Genomic DNA, 20,124 nt, shown 5'->3' on the forward strand with positions numbered 1-20,124 from the left:
TAGAACTGGGGGTGACCTAGATTACCCCTGTAAAAGTTCTGTGATTGCGCGCATAGGGATGTGTACCCAGTCGGGGCGGTTATTTTCCTCATACACAACCTCATAGGCCGCTTTGTCCACCACATATGCGTTGAGCAGGGCCAGGCTGTCCGGGTGATAGCCTTCCAGAAGCTTATCGACGACCACCTGTTCCCACTGTGCGCCCTTGTCCGACATTGCTGCTGCGTAGCCGAAGGAACGCACCATGCCGGCCACGTCGCGGATGGGGTGGTCTGGTAGCACGCGTTGGGTCAGGGGCCGGGCGGGTTCGCCTTCGAAGTCGATGAGGTACCAGCGCTGCGGGGTGTGCAGCGTTTGACCTAAGTGGAGGTCTCCGTGGACGCGTTGCACGGTGGCAGTCTTATCTCCGGAGGCGTCGAGGTAGGTGCGCTGGATGTCGTGGTATAGCGCGTGAATGTCGTCGAGACGCTCACGCAGCACCTGCGACTGGGCGGCTAGTTCGTCAGCATGGTTGTGCAGGGTGGCAAACAGGTCTGCCACCGCTACCTCGCGGGTGGGAAAGTCGGTGGCCAAGCGGTCGTGGACCACCCGGATCGCGCGGCCCAGGCCAAACGCCAGCTCGCCGGCTTCTGATTCCGACGGCGTTGCCTGCAGCAATTCGAACCCGTCACGCCCGTCGACAATGCGCTGCTGCATCATCGCCAAGGTCGCCCCGTCGCGGGTGAGCCAACCGCGTACTCCCGCCACATGCGGGCAGTCCCCGATCTGGCTGAGTAGCTCCACATCGGGGTTCAGTCCGTCTTCGAGCTTGCGGAAGACCTTGACCACCCAGTCTTCGCCATCATCGTCGGTCACGATGAGGTTGGTATTGGACTGTTCAGCGCCCATGGGGGTTGCGTGCGTGCCGACGAGATCCCCGTGGAGCTCACCAAATTTTTCGCGGTGGTCCCACCATGCTTGCGCCCCCTGCTCGGTGGCCAGCGCGTCGCGGCCCAGGTGCTCGTCGACAAGCACCTGGTACGTGTCGGTCACCCCGCCGTGAGACACCTCGAGTAGTTGCCACTGGTAGGCCCCGGCGTCGGCACAGGCGGTGACAGTGACGTTGTCGATCGGCTCATTCTTCGCGCCGTAAAAACGTTCCTGGGAAATATCCATGCTGAACACCTAGCTGCCTTGCGAAATGTCGAACCAGAAGAAACCGTGCGGGCCGAGCGTGACCAGCCACGGCAGCTCGCCGATCGTCGGGAAGTGCTCGCCGCCGCTCAACTCGCGCGGGGTCACACCGTTGAATTCGCCCAGATGCATCTCCACGGCCTGTGGGCGCGAGGTCATATTGTTCACACACAGGATTGATTCACCGTCATACTCGCGGATAAACGCTAAAACGCCCGCGTTGTCGTGGTGCACAAAGCGCAAGTCGCCGCGGCCGAACGCCTTATACTGCTTACGGATGTGCACCTGCTGGCGCACCCAGTGCAAAAGCGAATTATCCCGCGACATCTGCGCTTCTACGTTAGCGGTTTGGAAACCGTACTGGTCGTTGCGGATCGCCGGCAGGTAGAGGCGCTCCGGCTCCACGCGGGAGAAACCACCGTTGCGGTCATTGGACCACTGCATCGGGGTGCGCACACCGTCGCGGTCCGGCAGCCAAATATTGTCACCCATGCCGATCTCATCGCCGTAATACAAAAATGGGGAACCGGGTAGCGACAGCAAAATCGCGTGCGCCAACTCGATGCGCCCGCGGTGGCCGCCCAGCAGCGGGGCAAGGCGGCGGCGGATGCCCACGTTGGCCTTCATGCGGGGCTCTTTGGCGAAGTTTTCATACATGTAGTCGCGCTCATCATCGGTGACCATCTCGAGGGTGAGTTCGTCGTGGTTGCGCAGGAACATGCCCCACTGCGCCGAGTCAGGGATCGCAGGGGTTTCGTTCAAAATATCAATGATTGGCTGCGCCGACTCCTGGTGGATGCCCATGAAAATACGTGGCATGACGGGGAAGTGGAACGCCATATGGCATTCGTCGCCACCGGCTTCAGGCGCGCCGAAGTAGGCCACGACCTCTTCCGGCATCTGGTTGGCCTCGGCCAGCAGGAAACGGCCGGGGTATTCTTCGTCGAACATGCGGCGAACACGTTTAATAAACTCGTGGGTTTCCGGAAGATTTTCACCGTTGGTGCCATCGCGTTCAAACAGGTAGGGGATAGCATCCAACCGGATGCCGTCCATGCCAAGGTCCAGCCAGAACCGGATCACATCGAGAACTGCGTCTTGGACCTCAGGGTTGTCGTAGTTCAGATCCGGCTGGTGGGAAAAGAAGCGGTGCCAGAAGTACTGTTTACGCACCGGGTCATAGGTCCAGTTGGAGTCTTCGGTATCGACGAAAATGATGCGCGCTTCCGAATATTTTTCGTCGGTATCACTCCACACGTAGTAGTCGCCGTAGGGGCCTTTCGGGTCGCGGCGTGATTCCTGGAACCAGGGGTGCTGGTCGGAGGTGTGGTTGATGGGGAAGTCGGTGATGATGCGGATGCCGCGGCGGTGTGCCTGGTCGACCAGTTCCACAAAGTCTTCCACTGTGCCGAATTCGGGCAGGACTTTGCGGAAGTCACGGATGTCATAGCCGCCGTCGCGCAGTGGCGAGTCGTAGAACGGTGGCAGCCAGATCGCATCGATGCCTAACCATTGGATATAGTCGAGCTTTTCCATCACGCCCTTGAGCGTGCCACCGCCGGTGTTGTCGGGGTCGTAGAAGGCGCGCACGAGCACTTCGTAGAAGACGGCATCTTTGTACCATTCGGGGTCGGGCCGTTGCCAGGGTTCGTTGCCGGGCGCGGGTGCTGGGGTGTCGTAGTCTCCGGCGTCGGGCTCGACGAGGCGACCTTCGTGGTCAGTATCCGATTGGTAAATGGTTTCTTCCATGCGTACCAGGTTAGGCAATACGCGCGATGGCTGCACCTATTCGGTCGATTGCTTCGTTTAAAATTTCCGGACTTGTTGCAAAATTGAGACGTGCCTTGTGCTCTCCGCCTGGGCCAAAGCTGGTGCCCTCGTTCAAGGCCACCTTCGCGTGCCTGCGAAGCCATCCCGCCGGCTGTTTTTCCTCCGCCAGTGCCGTGGCGGAGAAATCAAGCAACATCAGGTACGTTGCAGCAGGTTCGGTGAATTGGATCCCGGGTACAGCTTGAGGCAGCTTTTCGACGATCAACTGGCGGTTCTGCCGCAATTGGTCCAGCTGCTGTTCCAAGGCTTCTGTGCCGTGGCGGTAGCAGGCTTCTGCCGCATACACGCCGAGGGTGCCGGTGCCGTCTTTGGCCACGCCTGTCAAGCTGTTCCAGGTGTCTACGTCAGCGTCGTTGGAAAAGATGATCTGGGCGCATTTGAGCCCGGCAATATTCCACGCCTTGGAGGTGGCAGTCACAGTGACACACACGTTGGCTGCGGTTTCTGAGATTCCAGCGGCGCAGACGTGCTGGCCATCAAGCACAATGGGGGCGTGGATTTCGTCGACAAGCACGCGGGCGTTGTAGCGGGCGGCCAACTCAGTCAACTCTTTGAGTTCGGGTTCACCGTAGGTGAACCCCCACGGGTTGTTGGGGGCGGCCAGCAGGATGGAGCCAGCACCAGCTGTGAAGGCGGCCTCGATCTCGTCGAGGTTGAGGCCGGTTGCGCTGGCGCTGACATCAATCCGCTTACGTCCCGCAGTTTCCGGCAACTCGAGAAACGGCGGGTAGGCGGGCACCGGCACGATCACTGGGCTGTCTGGGCGCGTGAAGTACTGGATGCCCAGCAGCATGCCGCGCACCACGTCGGCGCAGGTAAAAATCCGGGCGGGGTCGGGCCGCCACCCATAGCGGGTGTTGTAGAACTGCGCTACGGCCTCCGGAAGCTGCGAGTGCGCCGGGGTGTAGCCGAAGGTCTCATTGTCCACGCACTTCTGGATCGCCTCTAACACCGGGGCGGCGGTGGGGAAGTCGCTTTCGGCGATAAACAGTGGCAGCACGTCGGACGCAGGATCGGCGCTGGCATACTGGGTCCATTTGCGGGTGCCGCGGGCTTTCAAGGTCTCAAGGCTGGGAAACTGCATGGCAAATAGCGTAGTCCGCGTGCGCGAGCGAAGCTAGGCCTCGGCGCCCTCAGCGTCGTCGGTAACAAAGCCGAACTTCTTCAATCGGGCGCGGTCGGCCTCCGAGGTGGACGCAGTCAGCGCCAACAACTCCGAATAGATACCGCCCGAGCCCGCCAACTGATCCGGAGAACCAATCTCATCGATGCGGCCGCCATCAAGGGTGATGATGGTGTCCACATCGGCGATCGTCGACAAGCGGTGCGCAATGATCAACGTCGTGCGATCACGCATCAACTCATCCAATCCGGCCTGGACCTGGCGCTCCGACTTATTATCAAGCGCCGAGGTGGCCTCGTCGAGAAGCAGCAACGGAGCGTCCTTCAGCATTGCACGTGCCACCGCCACACGCTGCTTCTGCCCGCCGGACAAGCGCAGGCCACGCTCGCCGATAATCGTGTCATAACCGTCGGCGAACCCCATGATGAAGTCATGCGCATTGGCCCGGCGCGCGACCTGTTCAATCTCCGCATCGGTGGCATCCGGCTTACCGTAGGCGATGTTTTCACGGATCGAGCCAGAAAACAGGTTCGGCTCCTGGAACACCACGCCGACTGATGCACGCAGCTGCTCACTCGTGAGCGTATCGACGCCGCGCCCGCACACCATAAGCCCGCCTGAATCGATGGGGTAGAGGCCTAAAAGCAAGTTGATAATCGTCGACTTGCCACCACCTGACTCGCCCACCAGGGCCACACGCTCACCCTCATGCGCGGTAAAAGAAATGCCCTGCAGCACCATCTCATCGTCGTCGTAGCCGAAGGAAACGTCGTCGAAACGCACCACTGGCGACGCAGGTGGCAGCGGGGCAGGGGGCTCGTCGGAAAGCTCCGGCACCCCCGACGCTTCTGTCGCGGCGACGAGCTGCTAATTCGCGGTGGGCTCGACGCGCTCGTCCAGCACCGCGAAATAATCCTTCGAGCCGGCGATCGCACGTTGTGCTGTATCCACGATCCAGCTCATCATAAACACCGGCTGCTTCGCCATGTTCGTCAGCGTGATCAGCATGACCATGTCACCAAGGCTGAAGGTACCGTGCAGGGTTTGCAGAAATAGCATGAGGTAAATCACCAGGAAAATCACGTTCATCGCCGCGCCACGGGCAGTATCCATCCAATGCCACCAGCTGGACTGCGGGCGAGTGATCTCGACAGTACGGCCGTAGCGGGTGCCAAAGCCGTTGAGCTCGCGGATTTCTGCCACGAATGACTTGGTCACCTTTACCTGGCCGATCACCTCCGAAAACCGGCCGTTCGCCGCGTCAATCTCAGCGTTTTTCTCGTCTTCCATGCGCTGCCAACGCTTCGAGGTCAGCGCCGTTAGGTACATATAAATAGGGAAAAGCGAAGCCAGCAGCACAGTCAGTGGCCAATAGTAGAACGTGGTGATCGCCAACACCGCGATTACCTGCAACATCATCGGCAGAAACGAGTTCGATGCCGACTGGATAAATTGCGTCATGCCCGCGATCGAACGATCCAGCCGCGCAATCACCGTGCCCGTGATCTGCCCATCAAAATAACGCTGCGGAAGTGCAAGAAGCTTAGCGAAGTAGCGCGTTGACAAGATCTGGCGCAGACGCATCGACATCACATCGCCGAAATAGCCGCCAATATTCGTCGCCACAGTGGAAGCAAGATCAGCCACAAACAGGCCGATCGACAGCCACACAATCGTGCGCGTCACCGCTTGTGCGGTGGTGTGGCCAGACACCGCTGCCACAATTGTGTCGGTGGCCTCACGCAGGATAAACGGACTGACAAGTGTCAGCGCCGCCTGAACGGCCGCGAAGACAATGATGGCTGCGTACAACGGCCACAAGGCGGACGCACTACGAAGGACACGGGTAAGAGATTGCATAGAATGTTGATGCTATCAACAAAGGTTGTGTGGTGCCACAGTGCAGCGTCGCCACGCGCCGGGTTCGCAGTGCGTGCCGAAGACCAGCTAAAGTGGTGCGAAGACAACGCGAAACCCCGCGAACCCCGTGAACCCCGCGAACCGAAAGGCCCTCATGTCTTCGAAACTTTCCCGCACCGTCACAGTACTGGCCGCGCTCAGCCTTGCTGCGGGCACTGTCGCATGCTCTGGCGACGGCGCAGACGACACTGGCAACGGCGCGGCGGGCAACGGGGATGACACGATCACCCCCACCACAGGCGTGGCCACCCCCACCGAGTCCATCGAACCGGATTTTGAAACCCGTGAGGTAGCCCCAATTGTCAGTGAAAAAACTGATGGCACAGGCGTTGACGATCCTGGTATGAAGGTCACCTACCACTGGCAGGGTACATCGTATGCCCCGAACGGTGGCACGGTAGCGACCGTGGCGGTGAAAAACAACGATACGGTTCCCATGCCACCGGAGGTGCTCGGACAACCAACACTGAAATACTCGCCGGGGGCGTCCTCTAATGACGTGACTGTGGACTCAAAGTCAGCGGAGGAAGCGGGTATTGACAAGGTTGGCCTCGACCTCCCGCTCGGCGCGGGTGCCACGACCAACGTGCACTACGCGTTCGACGTATCATCCGGCAACCTGTGGGATGCCGAGTTCACCATCGGTAACGTCACCTTCTCCGGCAACCTGAACAATTAACAAAATCAGTAGTGGAAAGCTAAAGGAACCTTCTGTGTCTGAACGTGTAGTACTTCTCGACGACAACGGCGCCGCCATCGGCGAAGCCGACAAAGCGGAGGTGCACACCACCGATACGGCCCTGCACCTCGCATTTTCTGCGTGGGTATTCGACGCAGACGGGGACCTGCTTATCACCCGCCGCTCCCTAGCCAAGCAAACCTTTGCCGGTGTGTGGACTAATAGCTTCTGCGGCCACCCAGCACCGGGTGAGGAGATTACGGCCGCGGTGCGTCGTCGCGGGCGCGAAGAAGCCGGGATCGCAGCAGACTATATCGGCGAGATCCGTGAGGTAATTCCGGACTACCGTTATCGCGCCACTGATGTCAACGGCATTGTAGAAAATGAGATTTGCCCCGTGTATGTGGTCCGTCTGCACGACGGTGCGCTGATCGGCCCGGAACCCAGTGAGATCGACGCATACGTCTGGGCCGATCCGCGCAAGGTATTAGCCAGCGTGGAAACCACACCGTGGGTATTTTCGGACTGGATGGTCGGAGAACTATTCGACCCGCGGCTGCGCTCCGTCCTCGCGGGCCGGTGAGCGTCAGCTCACTCACCCTCCCCTCCGGTGAGCGCCAGCTCACTCACCCCTCGAGACTGAGGAGGCGTCTGCCCTGCACACGCTGGGCTTCCGTTTCTGCCGTGGACAACATGAGCAGGCCACGGCGCGCCTGGCACGCCCTGAAAGTTGCGTCGATCATGTCCAACCCGTACCCCTCCAGGAAACTATCGACGACATTCTCACACCAGACCGGGTTGTTAGCACCGTGCTCGCGCAGAGAGGCGACGATGCCGGCCACGTCCTCGGTCGGACTGCGTAGTTCGTAGGCGCCGGGGTGGGGGATGGACTCGTTGAAATCGACGATGACCCATACCCCCTTGTGAAAGAGCGTCAGTTCTAGGCGGAGATCCCCGTGGATCCGCTGGACGGGGAAATCATCGGGCATCGCGGCCACCAAATGGTCAATGCGTTGGCGGTGCTCCTCGAGGTGGGGGTAATCGTCGGCAAGCTCCTCGAAAAGATCTTTTAACGCGTCGCCCATGAAATTGGTGGGCCGACGCCCGGTCGGGAAGGCCATGGCCAGCGCGTCATGCATGTAGCGCACCGTTTGGCCCAGGTTGATTAATTCGGTGTGGTGGTAAAAGCCGGCGCTGGCGTTTTGCTTCGCGATGACGCTGCCGGGTTCGCCGGATTCGTAGCTTTCGATCGCTGAGAGAGTGTAATCAATCCCGTCGAGCTCGATGGTGACGTAGCCTTCTACCTTTGGGAAGTGAGCCCCAGTTAGTTGCGAGAGCAAGTCGATTTCACTGCTGAGGCCCTCTGTCAGGTAGTGGAAGACGCGCACCATGTAATGCTTGCCGGTGTCAATGTCGGTCATGCGGTAGTGCAGGTTGCGTCCAGTAGGGTTGGCCACGGGCGCGATGGTGAAATTCTTAGGAAGTTCGCCGTGCAATGTGGCTCCGTCGGACAGGGGGATTCCGCCGTGTGCGTCTTGGCGCATCCATTCAACGGTTTCGGCGGTGAGGTCGTTGCCGTTGTCGTCGAGGAAGAATTGGTACACGCCTGCCACTGTGTCGACGAAGTAATGGTGGCCCGTGAGGAATGGCTTTTTCTTGATTACGCGAACCTGAGGGTCCTCCTTTGGGTTTCCTCGGTAGAACCGTTGCTTGCGGAGCCATTCTCCGAGCGAGCCCTCCTGATTCATGCTTTTCCTTCACTTTGCACTATGGCCTGCGAGACCTGTTTTAGTTAGTTATGAATTATATGAAATTTAAACCTCCGGCGGGAGGTCCGTGAACGAGTCACGGATATATCCCAACGGATTTTTGGTTTCTGTGTCATTTTTACCTGAAAGGTTGACGCGTCGTACGAGTCTTGCGCCTGTAGCGTCATAAAAAGGCCAGCCTGGTGCCCCCGTTCGGGCGTAGTGGACAAGCCAACCATTGAGTCCATCGCCGGCAACGTAGGGGTTGTTACCAAACATTGGCCTGATGTCGCGGGAGTGGTAGGCGGGCGTCACAGCGTCGTCGACAAGCTCCATCTGCCACACCCTGCCCGGCGCGTGTTCAGCGACGTGGTCGACCCAGCGGCGGACGGATGCGTCGCCGACGAACCGTCCCGCGAGGTGTTTCGGGTCGATGGCGCGGGCGTGGTCGAGCCAGTAGCTGGCGGTGTCGCGTTTCAGGCCCATAGCGGGGCCGATGGCTCGAACCATCGCGGCTCCTTGACCCAGCCGGTCGGCCTGGGCGGCGAAGGCCTGGGTATAAAACTCGTCGCGCGTCGACGACACCACCACGTCTACTTCTGCCATATCGCGTGGGGTCAGTGGCGCAGGCCCGAGCGCGATGTCGAGGATATGGCGTGTCCGGTATCGCTTGTACGCCGCTTTTCGACGAGCCTTCGATGTCTTCTCTAGGTTGTGGCGGGTGACCACCATGCCGAAAAAGGCCGCTTGGACACTCGGGCGGCGTTGCTCGTAGGACGCGCGGGGGAAGCTGGGGCTCATGGCGAGTACGCGCCGGAACGCGCCGCGATAGTGGTCGCGTCGGGTGAGCCAGAGCGCTGCAGTAGCGCCGGCGGACTGGCCGACGAGGGTGACATTGGTGGGGTCGCCACCGAATGATTCGATATTGTGTTGGATCCATTCCAGAGCGAGGGCGCAGTCGTCGATGCCACGGTAGTGGTTGGGTTCGTCGTCGTGGAAGCGTGCGAATCCTTCGAAGCGGATGCGGTAGCCGATTTGAACCTGGATTATGCCTTGGGTGGCGTTGGCGTAGCCGGCGGCGCGGGGATCTTCATGAGTGCCGTGTTCGAAGCGTCCGCCGTGGATATAGGCGATGACGGGTAGGTCGTCGGAGTCATTCGCGCTGGCCGGCCGGGTGATGGTGAGTGCGATGGTGTCTGGCTGTGGCGCGGTGGTATCGATGAAGAGTCCGCGTGGGGCAGGTTCCGCGTCGGCAAAGTCGCTGGAGATGTGTGAGTAGGGCACTGAGTGGAAGATGTCCACGGTGCCGTCGGAACGGCCGATAATGGTGCCGGCTGGGCAGGTCACTTCAGCGGTGTGCATACCATCACACTGTAGTGTGGCAGTGCTGTTGGCGTGGTCGTTCTAGCCTGCTGCGTTCTTGGTGGGCCTGGAGTGGGCGGCCAGCTTTGTAGCCAGTGGCCGCACCGCTAGCTTCCCGGGTAAGCTAGCGGACTGACGAGGATTTAGAACGAGGTTCCATCACCACCCGCGTACCATGGCCGTATGACTAATCCACTGCTGCAGGACTCGACCCTTCCCTACAATCTCCCCGATTTCGCCTCAATTACAGTGGCCGATGCGGATGCCGCATTCCCTACCGCGTTGCAGCGCCACCGTGATGAAGTTGCCGAGATCTTAGCCGAGGCCGAGCCGACGTGGGAAAATACTGTCGAGGCTCTCGAACTGTCTGGTAGGGACCTTAATCGTGTGACCTCCTGGTTTTTCAACCTGCAAGGTACCGACGGTTCCGACGAGTTTGATCGCGTAGCCGACCGCTGGGTGCCTGAGCTGTCCGCCCACATGGATGCCATGTACCACAACGCCGAGCTATACCGACGCATCCAGGCAGTCACCCCTCCAGGTACAGATCACCCTGCCGATGCCGCCGATGCTGCTGAGGCCGCCGATGCTGCTGAGGCCCAGCGCCTGCACGATAAGTTACTGCGCGCCTTCAAACGCCGCGGCGCCGACCTCGACGACGCAGGCAAAGCACGCTTATCGACGATCAACCAGCGGCTCTCTGAGTTGTCTGAGCTGTTCGGCCGCAACCTACTGGCAGACACCAAGAAACTCGCGGTGCACTTTGACACGGCAGACAAGTTGGCGGGGTTATCGTCGGCACGCATCGACGCGGCCCGCCAGACTGCAGCTGACAAAGGCCTCGAGGGATACATACTGCCCATTGAGCTGCCAACCACCCAGTCGGCGCAGTCGCAGCTGGAATCGTCGGAAAGCAGGCGCGCATTATTTGAAGCCTCGCGTAAACGCGGGCAGGACAGCAACCACGACATCGTGCTGGAATCTGTGCGACTGCGACTAGAACGCGCGCAGCTGCTCGGCTATGAAACGCACGCAGACTATGTGATTGCTGAAGAAACCGCTGGCAGCGCACAAGCCGCCCGCGACCTCATAGCTGATCTGGCACCTGCTGCCGCAGCAAACGCTGAGGCAGAGCGTAAACTAGCCGCCGAGCTCGCAGCAGAAGCCGGCAAACAGGACGCCGCTGAGCTCGATGGCGCTGATTGGCCGTACTGGCAGGCCAAGCGCGCCGAGGAAGAGCTCAACATCAATGAAGCAGAACTGCGCAAGTACTTCCCGCTGGAACAAGTGTTGCGCGATGGGGTGTTCTTTGCCGCGAAGAAGCTGTACGGAGTGGACGTCGTAAAGCGCGACGACCTGCACGGATACCGTGAAGACGTGCAGGTGTGGGAAGTGCTCGAAGGCGACGGTGACCGCGCCGGTGAGGGGCTTGGCCTGCTGCTGACGGATTACCAGGCGCGGCCCTCGAAACGCGGCGGGGCGTGGATGAGTTCGTTCGTGGAGCAATCGCGGCTGGCCGGCACCAAACCAGTAGTAGTCAATGTGATGAGTGTGACCGACGAGCTTTTGTCCATCGACGAGGTGACCACCGTCTTCCACGAATTCGGCCACGCGCTGCACGGCCTGCTGTCTGATGTGCGTTACCCCAGCATGTCCGGCACGAACGTGCCCCGCGACTGGGTGGAATTTCCCAGCCAGATCAACGAAAATTACGCGTTCGCGCCCGAAATCGTGCGCAACTACGCCCGCCACATCGACACCGGCGAGGTGCTGCCCGACGAGCTGCTCACCGCAGTGACCGAGTCGCGGAAATTCGGCCAAGGTTTTGCCACCGCCGAGTACCTCGCAGCGTCCGCCATCGACTTGGCTTGGCATTCGCTTTCCGACGACATCCCCACCGGTACTGATGCCATCGCCACCTTCGAGCAGGAAGCTCTGCGGAAGGTAGGACTGGACGTGGAAGGACTGGAACCGCGCTACCGCTCCACGTGGTTCAATCACATCTTTGCTGGTGGGTACTCCGCAGGATACTACTCCTACCTCTGGGCTGAGGCCTTGGACGCCGACGGCTACCAACTAGTAGAAGAACAAGGCATCAACCGCGAGACTGGGCAACTCTTCCGCGACACAATCCTTTCGCGCGGTGCGGCTAGCGATTATGCTGAGGCCTACCAGGCGTTCCGCGGGCGCTCCAAGGACGTTCGCCCGCTGCTCGTACGTCGCGGACTTGAAGGTGCGGAAGTGTAATGGATCAGGTAGTGCCTTGGCTCACCCAAGCCAGTTTGTGGGTGCAGGTGCCTGTGCTGCTTGCGGTGCTGATGCCCCTAGCAGGTATTGGGGCGGTGGTGCTGATCCGCGGGGTGGACTGGGTCGCCCACGTTTTCCGGCGCGTGTCCGGCTGAGTCTCCTGCTGTGTCCTGCTGTGTTTCTCCGGGTAAGCCGAGTGACCCTATTCGGCAGAAGCCGCGAAAAGAACTAAGGTAATCAACTATGGCCAACCCTGAAAATCTGCGTAAGCAGGACCAAAAGCTGCCGAAAGCACGTCGCAAGTACCCTCAGTCACGCGTGACGCAGTCACTGTGGTTGCTGCTGGCCCTTGTGATCGTCGCCGGGCTAATCGGCCTGCTCTGAACTCTGCTCTAAAGTGTGCTCTAAACTCAGCTCTAAAGTGAAGCGGTCGATGAATCCTTGAAAATCGCCCGGAAAAGGGGTCAAATTCCCGGATTCATCGACCGCAGGACAGGTAGAGCACTGCAAAACTGCAGCACTGCAGCTGCTAAGGGCGCTTGGAGGCGTCTGCAACCCGGTGGAACAGCTCCATGTCTTCCAGATCCTCCAGCAAGACGGCCTTGCCCTTGCCATCAGTCAGCGGCACACACCAGTTTTGGTATTGCTCGCGGTTAGTGCCCGGCTGGTTCTGGATGCGGCGGTCTCCCACCATGTCCACCAGGTTGGTGCAGGTCAGTGCTGATGGGGTCCCAGCGATGAACTTGTTCAGCCCTACCAGTAGGTCGTCCACATCACCCCGCTCACCGCGCGGGCGCTCGGAAAACTCAATGTCTGCTAGCTTGGTCCCCTCGAACACACCAGTCTGCCGTGCTGTGTCGAGTACTTCGCCTTGCCACTGCGCATCTTCCGCGTCGACTTCCTCTACTGGAACATCCAGCAGATTTAGCTCTGCGCGCAGGTCATTATGCGCGCCGGCCAGGTAGCCTGCGGTTGGTGGCAGGTCATGCGTGCCCACGCTGGATAGTGCCAGCTCACGGTACTCGTGCTGCAGGCGCGGGCCTGGTTGGGATGGTGAGCCTTCGAACCACAACACTGAAGTGCCCATGACACCACGGTCGGCTAACACATCCTGCACCCACGGCTCGAAGGTGCCCAAGTCTTCGCCTACAACAACAGCTCCGGCGCGTTCGGCCTCTAAAGCGAGCACGCCCAGCATTGCCTCGTGGTCATAGTTCATGTACATGCCGGTTGCGGGTGATTCCATGCGTGGCATCCAGAACAGCCGGAACAGGCCCAGCACGTGGTCCACGCGGATGCCACCCGAGTTGCGCAGGACGGTGGCCAGTAGGTTTCGCCACGGGGTGTAGCCTGCTTCTGCCAGGCGCACAGGGTTCCATGGTGGCTGGGACCAGTCTTGACCATGGTGGTTGTAGTTGTCTGGCGGGGCCCCTACCGACGCGTCTTGGACCAGCACGTGTGCCAGGTTTGTGGCATCTGCGCCACCGGGGTGCACGCCTACTGCCAGGTCAGTCATGATGCCGATCTTCATGCCGGCATCCAGTGCTCGCTGTTGGGCGGACGCCAGCTGCTCATCGGCGATGAACTGCAACCACATATAGAAACGCTGCAGCTCGACAAGTTCATCGTCGTCGTTGGTGTAGCGGTGCTCGTCTGCACCATGCTCCAGTTCGCGGCGCGCACACCATTCGGCAAAATCCTTCAGCCCCTGGCCCTGCTCTTCAATAAACGCCTCGAACTGGGCCACCCGTGGCTTAGTGAATTCGGTAAAGAATGCTTCGCGCAGTGCCGCCAGTTTCGCCTCGTAAATAGGGTTGCGCTCGATGAAGTCGGCAGACCGGTTCGCGGTGCGTAACGACGCCGCCAGCTCACCAATCTGCTGCGTAACATCGGCGTCAAGGGCACCAAATTCGGGGACGTCTTCCACCCGGATGTAGATGGGGTTGACGTAGCGGCGTGTCGTCGGCAAGTAGGGCGAATCTTCTACTGGTGGGAAAGGTTCGCCGGCGTGTACCGGGTTGATGAGCAAGAAGTCGGCACCCTGGCCGGCGATGATCTCTGCCAGGTGGCCCAAGTCGACGAAGTCGCCCATGCCCCACGATTTTTCCGAGCGCACGGAATACAATTGGGCCATCACCCCGTATACGGGCTGGCCAACGAAACGGTCGGTCGTCGATAAGCGTTCTGGTGTAATGATCAGCGAAGTCTCGTGGCGTTGCTCGCCCGACTCCAGGTGCAGCTTGTGCCAACCCTGGGGTAGGTCGCCTGGAATGTGGAATGTGGCCTCACCCCAGGTCACGCCGTCGACCTCGACGGGTTCGGTCCAGTTCTCGTCCTGGTACGCATCGCGGGAGGAACCGTCTTCTAACTCAATCCACACATGTGCCGGGGCGCCGTGGTGCACGTGGACATTGAACTGCTTCTCCACACCTTCCACCGCAACCACGCTGGTTGGTAAGGGGCGGGAGGCTTCTCGCAGGCGGTGGCGCTCGAGCGCATCATTCAATTCGTCGTCAGAAGGATTGTCTGACAAGGACACGCCGATTGCGCGCAGTAACTTCACCGTCGTTTCCGCAGGGGGGATCACTTGGTTGCCGTCAGAGCCCGTATAGCTCGTGGACAAGCCATATGTGCTGGCAAGAGTGTTCAGCAGATCAACATTAATCACACGCCCCATCTTGCCAAAGAAATCGCACCAATGTTGGTCTAACGGTATTAAAAAAGCCTAATCGGGAGTTAACTGAAGAGGTATTTGCGGAGCCAAAAAGCGTTTCTTACCCGATTCACAGGGACACTACCGCTACTGTTGGTGCATACAAAATGATCTTTTCAAAAGTAGAAATAAGAAGAAAGTAGACGGCCCGCCTATGACTACCTCCAGCGACATCTTCGCAACCGAAGCACCTTTTACCTTGGCAGAAAGCGATAACTGCCTGTCAGCGATGATGGGGCTGGCGCGCTCCAACCCGCACCTGGTGCTGTTTACCCGCCCCCGCAACTATGACTGGGTAAACGTGACAGCTGGTGAGTTCTTAGCCGAAGTGATCGAGACAGCCAAGGGACTGATCGCGCTCGGCGTTGAGGCCGGTGATCGCGTGGTGATCTTGTCGGCTACCCGCTACGAGTGGTCTTTACTTGACTTCGCTATTTGGGCCGCCGGTGCTGCTAGTGTGCCTATTTATCCCTCGTCGTCTGATACGCAAATCCACTGGATCATCGAAGATTCTGGCGCCGTGCTCGCGGTGACGGAATCCCGCGAGCATACTGATTCGCTGTCTAACGTGTTGCTTAACGACGAAGGGGTCGCGCCGCTGACCGGCTCACCAACCAAGCTGCGGCGCGTGTTGGAAATTAACTCTGCGGCGGTGGAAACGTTGAAGTTTGAGGGGCGCAACGTGGAAGATCACGTGGTTGAGGAGCGCATTGCCGGCATCCGCCACGCAGACCTGGCCTCCTTGGTGTATACCTCTGGAACCACTGGCCAGCCGAAGGGCTGCTTCCTCACCCACAAGAACTGGATTCACCAGGTCCGTGCTTTGCTCACCCACGATATCGGTGCGATTGCGCGTCCAGGTGCGCGCGTGGTTACTTACCTGCCGTTGGCGCATGTGCTGGCGCGGGCTGTGGCTTTGGCCCTGACTATTGGCGGGGCTACTCAATCGCACTGGTCTGACACCTCCACGCTGACCATGGAGTTGCAGCGCTCCCGCCCACACGTGGTTCTGGGGGTGCCGCGCGTGTTTGAGAAGGTGCGCAACGCCGCCTATAACAAGGCCGCTGACGGTGGCCCGGTTAAAGCGGGCATTTTCCGGACTGCGGAGAAAACCGCGGTGGAGTATTCGCGGGCATTAGACACCCCGGAAGGCCCGTCGCGCGCGCTGGAGCTGCGCCGCAAGGTGGCCGACAAACTGGTGTACTCCAAGATCAAAGATGCGCTGGGTGGCCAGGTGGAGTACTGCATCACCGGTGGTTCTGCCATGAGTGCTGAGCTGGGTCATTTCTTCCGTGGTATCGGTGTGCCCGCCTATGAAGGTTACGGTTTGACGGAGACTACTGCGGCCGCAGCTGTCAACTTTGGGGAAGAGACCAAAATTGGTTCCGTCGGCAAGCCCATTGCTGGCTACGCTGCGCGCTTAAGCGACGAGGGCGAAGTGATGATCAAGGGTGATGGTGTTTTCGAGGGCTACTACAACAACCCCGAGGCCACACAGAAGGATCTTGTCGACGGGTGGTTTAACACCGGTGACTTAGGCGAAATCGACGAGAACGGGTTTATTACCATCACCGGCCGCAAGAAGGATCTCATTGTGACCGCTGGTGGGAAGAATATTTCGCCGCAGCCGATGGAGGAGATCATGCGCCAAGACCCGTTGATTTCCCAAGCGCTGGTGGTCGGTGACGGCAAGCCATTCGTGGGGGTGTTGGTCACGCTGGACCCGGACGAGCTGGCCCGTTGGAAGGCTACCCACAATATTCCGGAAAACCGTGAGTTGAAGGACTTTGTTACAGACCCTGCTTTGCGGGCAGGTGTGCAAGACGCGGTGAATATGGTTAACGCGACGGTTAGTCACGCCGAGCAGATCAAGAAGTTTTGGATTTTGGACCGTGACTTGTCCGAGAATGAAAATGAGTTGACCCCAACATTGAAGGTCAAGCGTAACGTGGTGTTTCAGCGTTTTGCCGAGGAGATCGACAAGCTGTATGCCCGCTAACTGTTCGCCCGCTTGGAATTTGCTTCGGCGCGCCTGCCATGCGGGGGCGTGCGCGTGGCCTAAAGTCACATTGCGGAAGTCAAACTCTCAACCTTTACTTGAATGCTTCTTGCTCTTTGTTCTCACATTTAGAAAGGGGTCTGCACGGTGCAGAAAATCGCAGCACAATTGCGTCACCGCGAACTGACCCAAGAGATCTACAACATCGGCGATGAAGTGGCTGACTACATCGAGCACCTCGCCGAAGCAATTGCTGATTATGACCCTGAGCTGGTCACCGACTGCCTTGCTGAATTCGACGAGATCATCGATGACGCCCGTGCCGACTCCCGCCGCATTGTCGGCGAACTCATCGGTCTGCGTCAGGCACTGACTAGTGGTGTGCGTGCCGGCATCCTATCTGCCTCAGCGTCCGACGAGGAGAAGATCCCCGAGCCCGAGTTGTTGGACGCCGCTGGCCTTGAGGACTTATTCCCTATTGGTGCCGCGTTGTTGCGTGTCGACGCCATCCACGCCGCCCTGGAATCGCGCACTGACTTGGTGGTGCAGCACTTAGGCGAGGTTGTCGAGTTTGTTTTGGAGCAGACCGATATGGTTGCCCGCGAGCTCGGCGTTGTCTCCCTCCCGCACCTGTATTCGCGTATCGACGACATCGTGGTTCTTGCCGTGACTGGTTGGTTGCAAACCGTCGCTGGAGACCACCCGGCCTTTACCCGCGCTATGCGTGGTTCCAATCCGCCGGCGTTTTTGGTTGAGCGTGCGCGTATCGACGCTATCGTGGCGAAGGTTGCAGCGAAGCGTTCCCGCCGCGGGGCTTAGCTCCTGTTAGCTCGTGTTAGCCCCCTGTGTTCTTTTTCGCCTGTGGGATCCCTTCAAGTTCGCACTTTGATTTTCAATTAACGCGACAAATCTCCTCTACCTGCACAAATCTTATTGGTAAAGATTTGCAAACGTGTAGATGTCGAACTCAGGAATGCGAACCCAGGAATGCGAACTCTAAAAGCCAGCCCCCGCACCGAGAAAACCTCGCCAAGGCCGAATAAATAACCGCCCGCAGACCCGCAAGGTGCATCCCCTCAGCTTCTTGGTAGTTGGAGGTTGTCGGGGGCGGTTGGGGCTGAGCTGCGCGCGCACCTACACTGGCAGCATGTCTTTTGGGGTCTATATTCATGTGCCGTTCTGCGCAACCCGGTGCGGGTACTGCGATTTCAACACCTACACCCCGCATGAGACAAAGAGCTCGTACGCCCAGTATCTCGATGCGTTGGAAAAGGAGTTAGAGCTGGCCGCAGAGCAGGTGGCGCAACAGGCCCAGACGGTGTTTATTGGAGGCGGTACGCCCAGCTTGTTGGGCCACGCCGGCCTGGCACGCATTCTGCAGGCAGTCCGCAACACGTTCGGGTTGGCACCAGGCGCCGAGGTGACTACGGAGTCGAATCCTGAAAGCACTAGCCCAGAGTTTTTCGCGGGCCTGAGCGAGGCGGGGTTCACACGCATTTCCTTGGGGATGCAGTCGGCCGCAACCCCAATTCTGAAAGTCTTAGACCGCACGCACACCCCGGGCCGCGCAGTAGCCGCCGCACGTGAGGCCAGGCAGGCAGGTTTTCAGCACGTGAATTTGGACATGATCTATGGCACGCCTACTGAGACTGAGGATGACGTCAAGCTCACCTTGGATCATCTCCTCAGCGCCGAACCCGATCACGTTAGCGCGTACAGTCTCATCGTGGAAGATGGCACCGCAATGGCACGCAAGGTCCGCCGCGGTGAGCTGCCAGCGCCCAGTGAGGACACGTTCGCTGACCGTTACGAGCTGATCGCACACACCCTTGAGGTTGAAGGCTTCGATTGGTATGAGGTATCTAACTGGGCAAAGCCGGGCGGTGAGTGCCAGCACAACCTCCTCTATTGGCGTGGCGGGCGCTGGTGGGGTGCGGGCCCGGGTGCGCACAGCTACATCGGCAGCACGCGGTTTTTTAACGTGAAGCGGCCCGAGCGCTATGCGCAGGAGCTTAACGACGCCCGCCTGCCCATTGCGGACCGCGAAATAATCACAGCAGATGAGCACCATATGGAGCAGGTCATGTTGGGTTTGCGGCTCAAGGAGGGAATCCCTGTGGAGTGGGTAGGTCAAGCAGCTCTTCCCGTTGTTCGCGGGCATGAGGCGGCGGGTCGGTTGATCGTCGATAAGCGAATCCGGGTGACGAAAACTGGCCGTTTGCTGGCGGATGGGATTGTGACAGACATCCTTGCGGCGGAGTAATGTAGGGTTAGCAGTCAGTGAAGGAGAGTGCTAACTTATGGCGAGTGCGACGGAGAGGCGCAGGCAAGCGGTACTGCGCGCCATCGTGGCCGACTACATCGCGCTGCAAGAACCCGTCGGATCGAAAGCGCTGGTAGATCGGCATAACCTGCAGGTGTCTAGTGCGACCATCCGCAATGACATGGCGGTGCTCGAGGAACAAGGCCTGATCCAACAGCAGCATGCAAGTTCGGGGCGCCTGCCCACGGAAAAAGGCTACCGCGCGTTTGTGGACTCACTCCACGAGGTCAAACCACTCAGCGCGCCGGAGAAACGCGCCATCGTCGAATTCATCGAACGTGGCGTCGACCTAGAAGACGTGCTGCGACGCTCCGTGCAATTACTGGCGCAAATCACGCGCCAGGCTGCGATGGTGCAGCTACCCACACTGACTGTGTCGCGGGTCAAACACTGCGAAGTCGTTGCGCTCACTCCGCGTCGGCTCCTGCTGGTGTTGATCACGGACACCGGGCGCGTGGACCAGCGCAACGTGGAGTTATCCCGCGATATTGACGAGGCTGCCGTGCACGCAATGCGCGACATGCTTAACCAGGCGCTCGAGGGCAAAACGCTTGCCGACGCCTCCGCCTCCCTTGCCCAACTCGCAGTTGCTGCGCCCCCAGAGGTAGCAGACCACGTGATGCGGGCAGCAACAACACTGATTGAGACGCTCGTCGAAAAGCCCAGCGACCGCCTGATCATCGCCGGTGCCGCGAACCTTACGCACATGCCGCGCGGGCTCCACGACGTGATCGACGCACTCGAAGAACAAGTGGTGGTGCTCAAACTGCTGGCCAACGTGCCTGATCTAGGTGGGGTACAGGTGCGCATCGGGCGGGAAAACGCGAACGAGGGCCTGCAAGAAGCGTCAGTGATCACCGCAGGATATGGCAGCGACGGTGAAACGTTGGGCGGACTTGGGGTCCTGGGTCCCACCCACATGGACTATCCCGGTACCATTCAAAAGGTTGCTGCTGTCGCGCGCTATATTTCCCGCGTGCTGGATGGCGAATAACGAAAGGACATTG

15 protein-coding genes and 1 pseudogene are annotated in these 20,124 nt (G+C 59.6%); 9 read left to right on the forward strand and 7 right to left on the reverse strand.

The window, feature by feature from the left end; translation table 11 throughout:
* Positions 1 to 21: 21 nt before the first annotated feature.
* From CKV99_RS02365 to CKV99_RS02380, 4 genes and pseudogenes are all read right to left on the reverse strand, one after another.
* Positions 22 to 1,155, reverse strand: a complete 1,134-nt coding sequence (locus CKV99_RS02365) for a trehalose synthase (protein ID WP_092260705.1) — start codon at positions 1,153 to 1,155, stop codon at positions 22 to 24.
* A 9-nt stretch (positions 1,156 to 1,164) separates the two neighbouring features.
* Complete coding sequence (treS, locus tag CKV99_RS02370) at positions 1,165 to 2,922, reverse strand: maltose alpha-D-glucosyltransferase (RefSeq protein WP_092260707.1); 1,758 nt, start codon at positions 2,920 to 2,922, stop codon at positions 1,165 to 1,167.
* A gap of 10 nt (positions 2,923 to 2,932) precedes the next feature.
* A complete protein-coding gene (locus CKV99_RS02375; protein ID WP_092260709.1) occupies positions 2,933 to 4,087 on the reverse strand; it encodes a MalY/PatB family protein in 1,155 nt (384 codons plus the stop codon).
* A 33-nt stretch (positions 4,088 to 4,120) separates the two neighbouring features.
* Positions 4,121 to 5,986, reverse strand: a pseudogene (locus CKV99_RS02380) (ABC transporter ATP-binding protein).
* A gap of 154 nt (positions 5,987 to 6,140) precedes the next feature.
* Between CKV99_RS02380 and CKV99_RS02385 the strand changes: the two are divergent.
* Entirely contained in the window at positions 6,141 to 6,725 is a 585-nt protein-coding gene (locus CKV99_RS02385) for a hypothetical protein (RefSeq protein ID WP_092260710.1), read from the forward strand.
* A gap of 34 nt (positions 6,726 to 6,759) precedes the next feature.
* The gene (gene idi / locus CKV99_RS02390; RefSeq protein WP_092260712.1) at positions 6,760 to 7,308 is read left to right on the forward strand and encodes an isopentenyl-diphosphate Delta-isomerase; all 549 of its coding nucleotides are present in this window, start codon (positions 6,760 to 6,762) and stop codon (positions 7,306 to 7,308) included.
* A 43-nt stretch (positions 7,309 to 7,351) separates the two neighbouring features.
* Here idi and CKV99_RS02395 read toward each other — a convergent pair whose 3' ends face one another.
* Together CKV99_RS02395 and CKV99_RS02400 are read right to left on the reverse strand one after the other, a co-directional pair.
* A complete protein-coding gene (locus CKV99_RS02395; protein WP_092260714.1) occupies positions 7,352 to 8,473 on the reverse strand; it encodes a phosphotransferase in 1,122 nt (373 codons plus the stop codon).
* 66 nt (positions 8,474 to 8,539) lie between these two features.
* A complete protein-coding gene (locus tag CKV99_RS02400) occupies positions 8,540 to 9,835 on the reverse strand; it encodes a carboxylesterase family protein (protein ID WP_092260716.1) in 1,296 nt (431 codons plus the stop codon).
* 183 nt (positions 9,836 to 10,018) lie between these two features.
* On the opposite strand from CKV99_RS02400, the gene CKV99_RS02405 reads away from it, so the two are divergent.
* From CKV99_RS02405 to CKV99_RS14455, 3 genes are all read left to right on the forward strand, one after another.
* A complete protein-coding gene (locus CKV99_RS02405) occupies positions 10,019 to 12,082 on the forward strand; it encodes a M3 family metallopeptidase (RefSeq protein WP_092260718.1) in 2,064 nt (687 codons plus the stop codon).
* Positions 12,082 to 12,237, forward strand: coding sequence for a hypothetical protein (locus CKV99_RS14450; RefSeq protein WP_169872593.1), 156 nt, complete (start codon positions 12,082 to 12,084; stop codon positions 12,235 to 12,237). Before CKV99_RS02405 ends, CKV99_RS14450 begins: the two co-directional genes overlap by 1 nt.
* A gap of 88 nt (positions 12,238 to 12,325) precedes the next feature.
* A complete protein-coding gene (locus CKV99_RS14455; RefSeq protein WP_092260720.1) occupies positions 12,326 to 12,466 on the forward strand; it encodes a hypothetical protein in 141 nt (46 codons plus the stop codon).
* 145 nt (positions 12,467 to 12,611) lie between these two features.
* Here CKV99_RS14455 and malQ read toward each other — a convergent pair whose 3' ends face one another.
* Positions 12,612 to 14,750 carry a 4-alpha-glucanotransferase gene (gene malQ, locus CKV99_RS02415; protein WP_092260763.1) on the reverse strand — a complete coding sequence of 713 codons (2,139 nt, stop codon included), beginning with the start codon at positions 14,748 to 14,750 and terminating at the stop codon, positions 12,612 to 12,614.
* A gap of 199 nt (positions 14,751 to 14,949) precedes the next feature.
* Here malQ and CKV99_RS02420 point away from each other — a divergent pair, with 199 nt between their 5' ends.
* The 4 genes from CKV99_RS02420 (at position 14,950) to hrcA (ending at position 20,111) form a co-directional block, all read left to right on the forward strand.
* On the forward strand, positions 14,950 to 16,794 hold the full coding sequence (locus tag CKV99_RS02420) for an AMP-dependent synthetase/ligase (RefSeq protein ID WP_092260722.1): 1,845 nt from the start codon (positions 14,950 to 14,952) through the stop codon (positions 16,792 to 16,794).
* 147 nt (positions 16,795 to 16,941) lie between these two features.
* Positions 16,942 to 17,613: a hypothetical protein gene (locus tag CKV99_RS02425; RefSeq protein WP_092260724.1), complete on the forward strand. Its 672-nt coding sequence runs from the start codon at positions 16,942 to 16,944 to the stop codon at positions 17,611 to 17,613.
* 328 nt (positions 17,614 to 17,941) lie between these two features.
* Complete coding sequence (gene hemW, locus CKV99_RS02430) at positions 17,942 to 19,057, forward strand: radical SAM family heme chaperone HemW (RefSeq protein WP_092260726.1); 1,116 nt, start codon at positions 17,942 to 17,944, stop codon at positions 19,055 to 19,057.
* Positions 19,058 to 19,094: 37 nt separating this feature from the next.
* Positions 19,095 to 20,111, forward strand: a complete 1,017-nt coding sequence (gene hrcA / locus CKV99_RS02435) for a heat-inducible transcriptional repressor HrcA (RefSeq protein ID WP_092260728.1) — start codon at positions 19,095 to 19,097, stop codon at positions 20,109 to 20,111.
* Positions 20,112 to 20,124 lie beyond the last annotated feature (13 nt).

It is taken from the genome of Corynebacterium cystitidis, assembly GCF_900187295.1.
In the GTDB taxonomy this organism is placed as follows: domain Bacteria; phylum Actinomycetota; class Actinomycetes; order Mycobacteriales; family Mycobacteriaceae; genus Corynebacterium; species Corynebacterium cystitidis.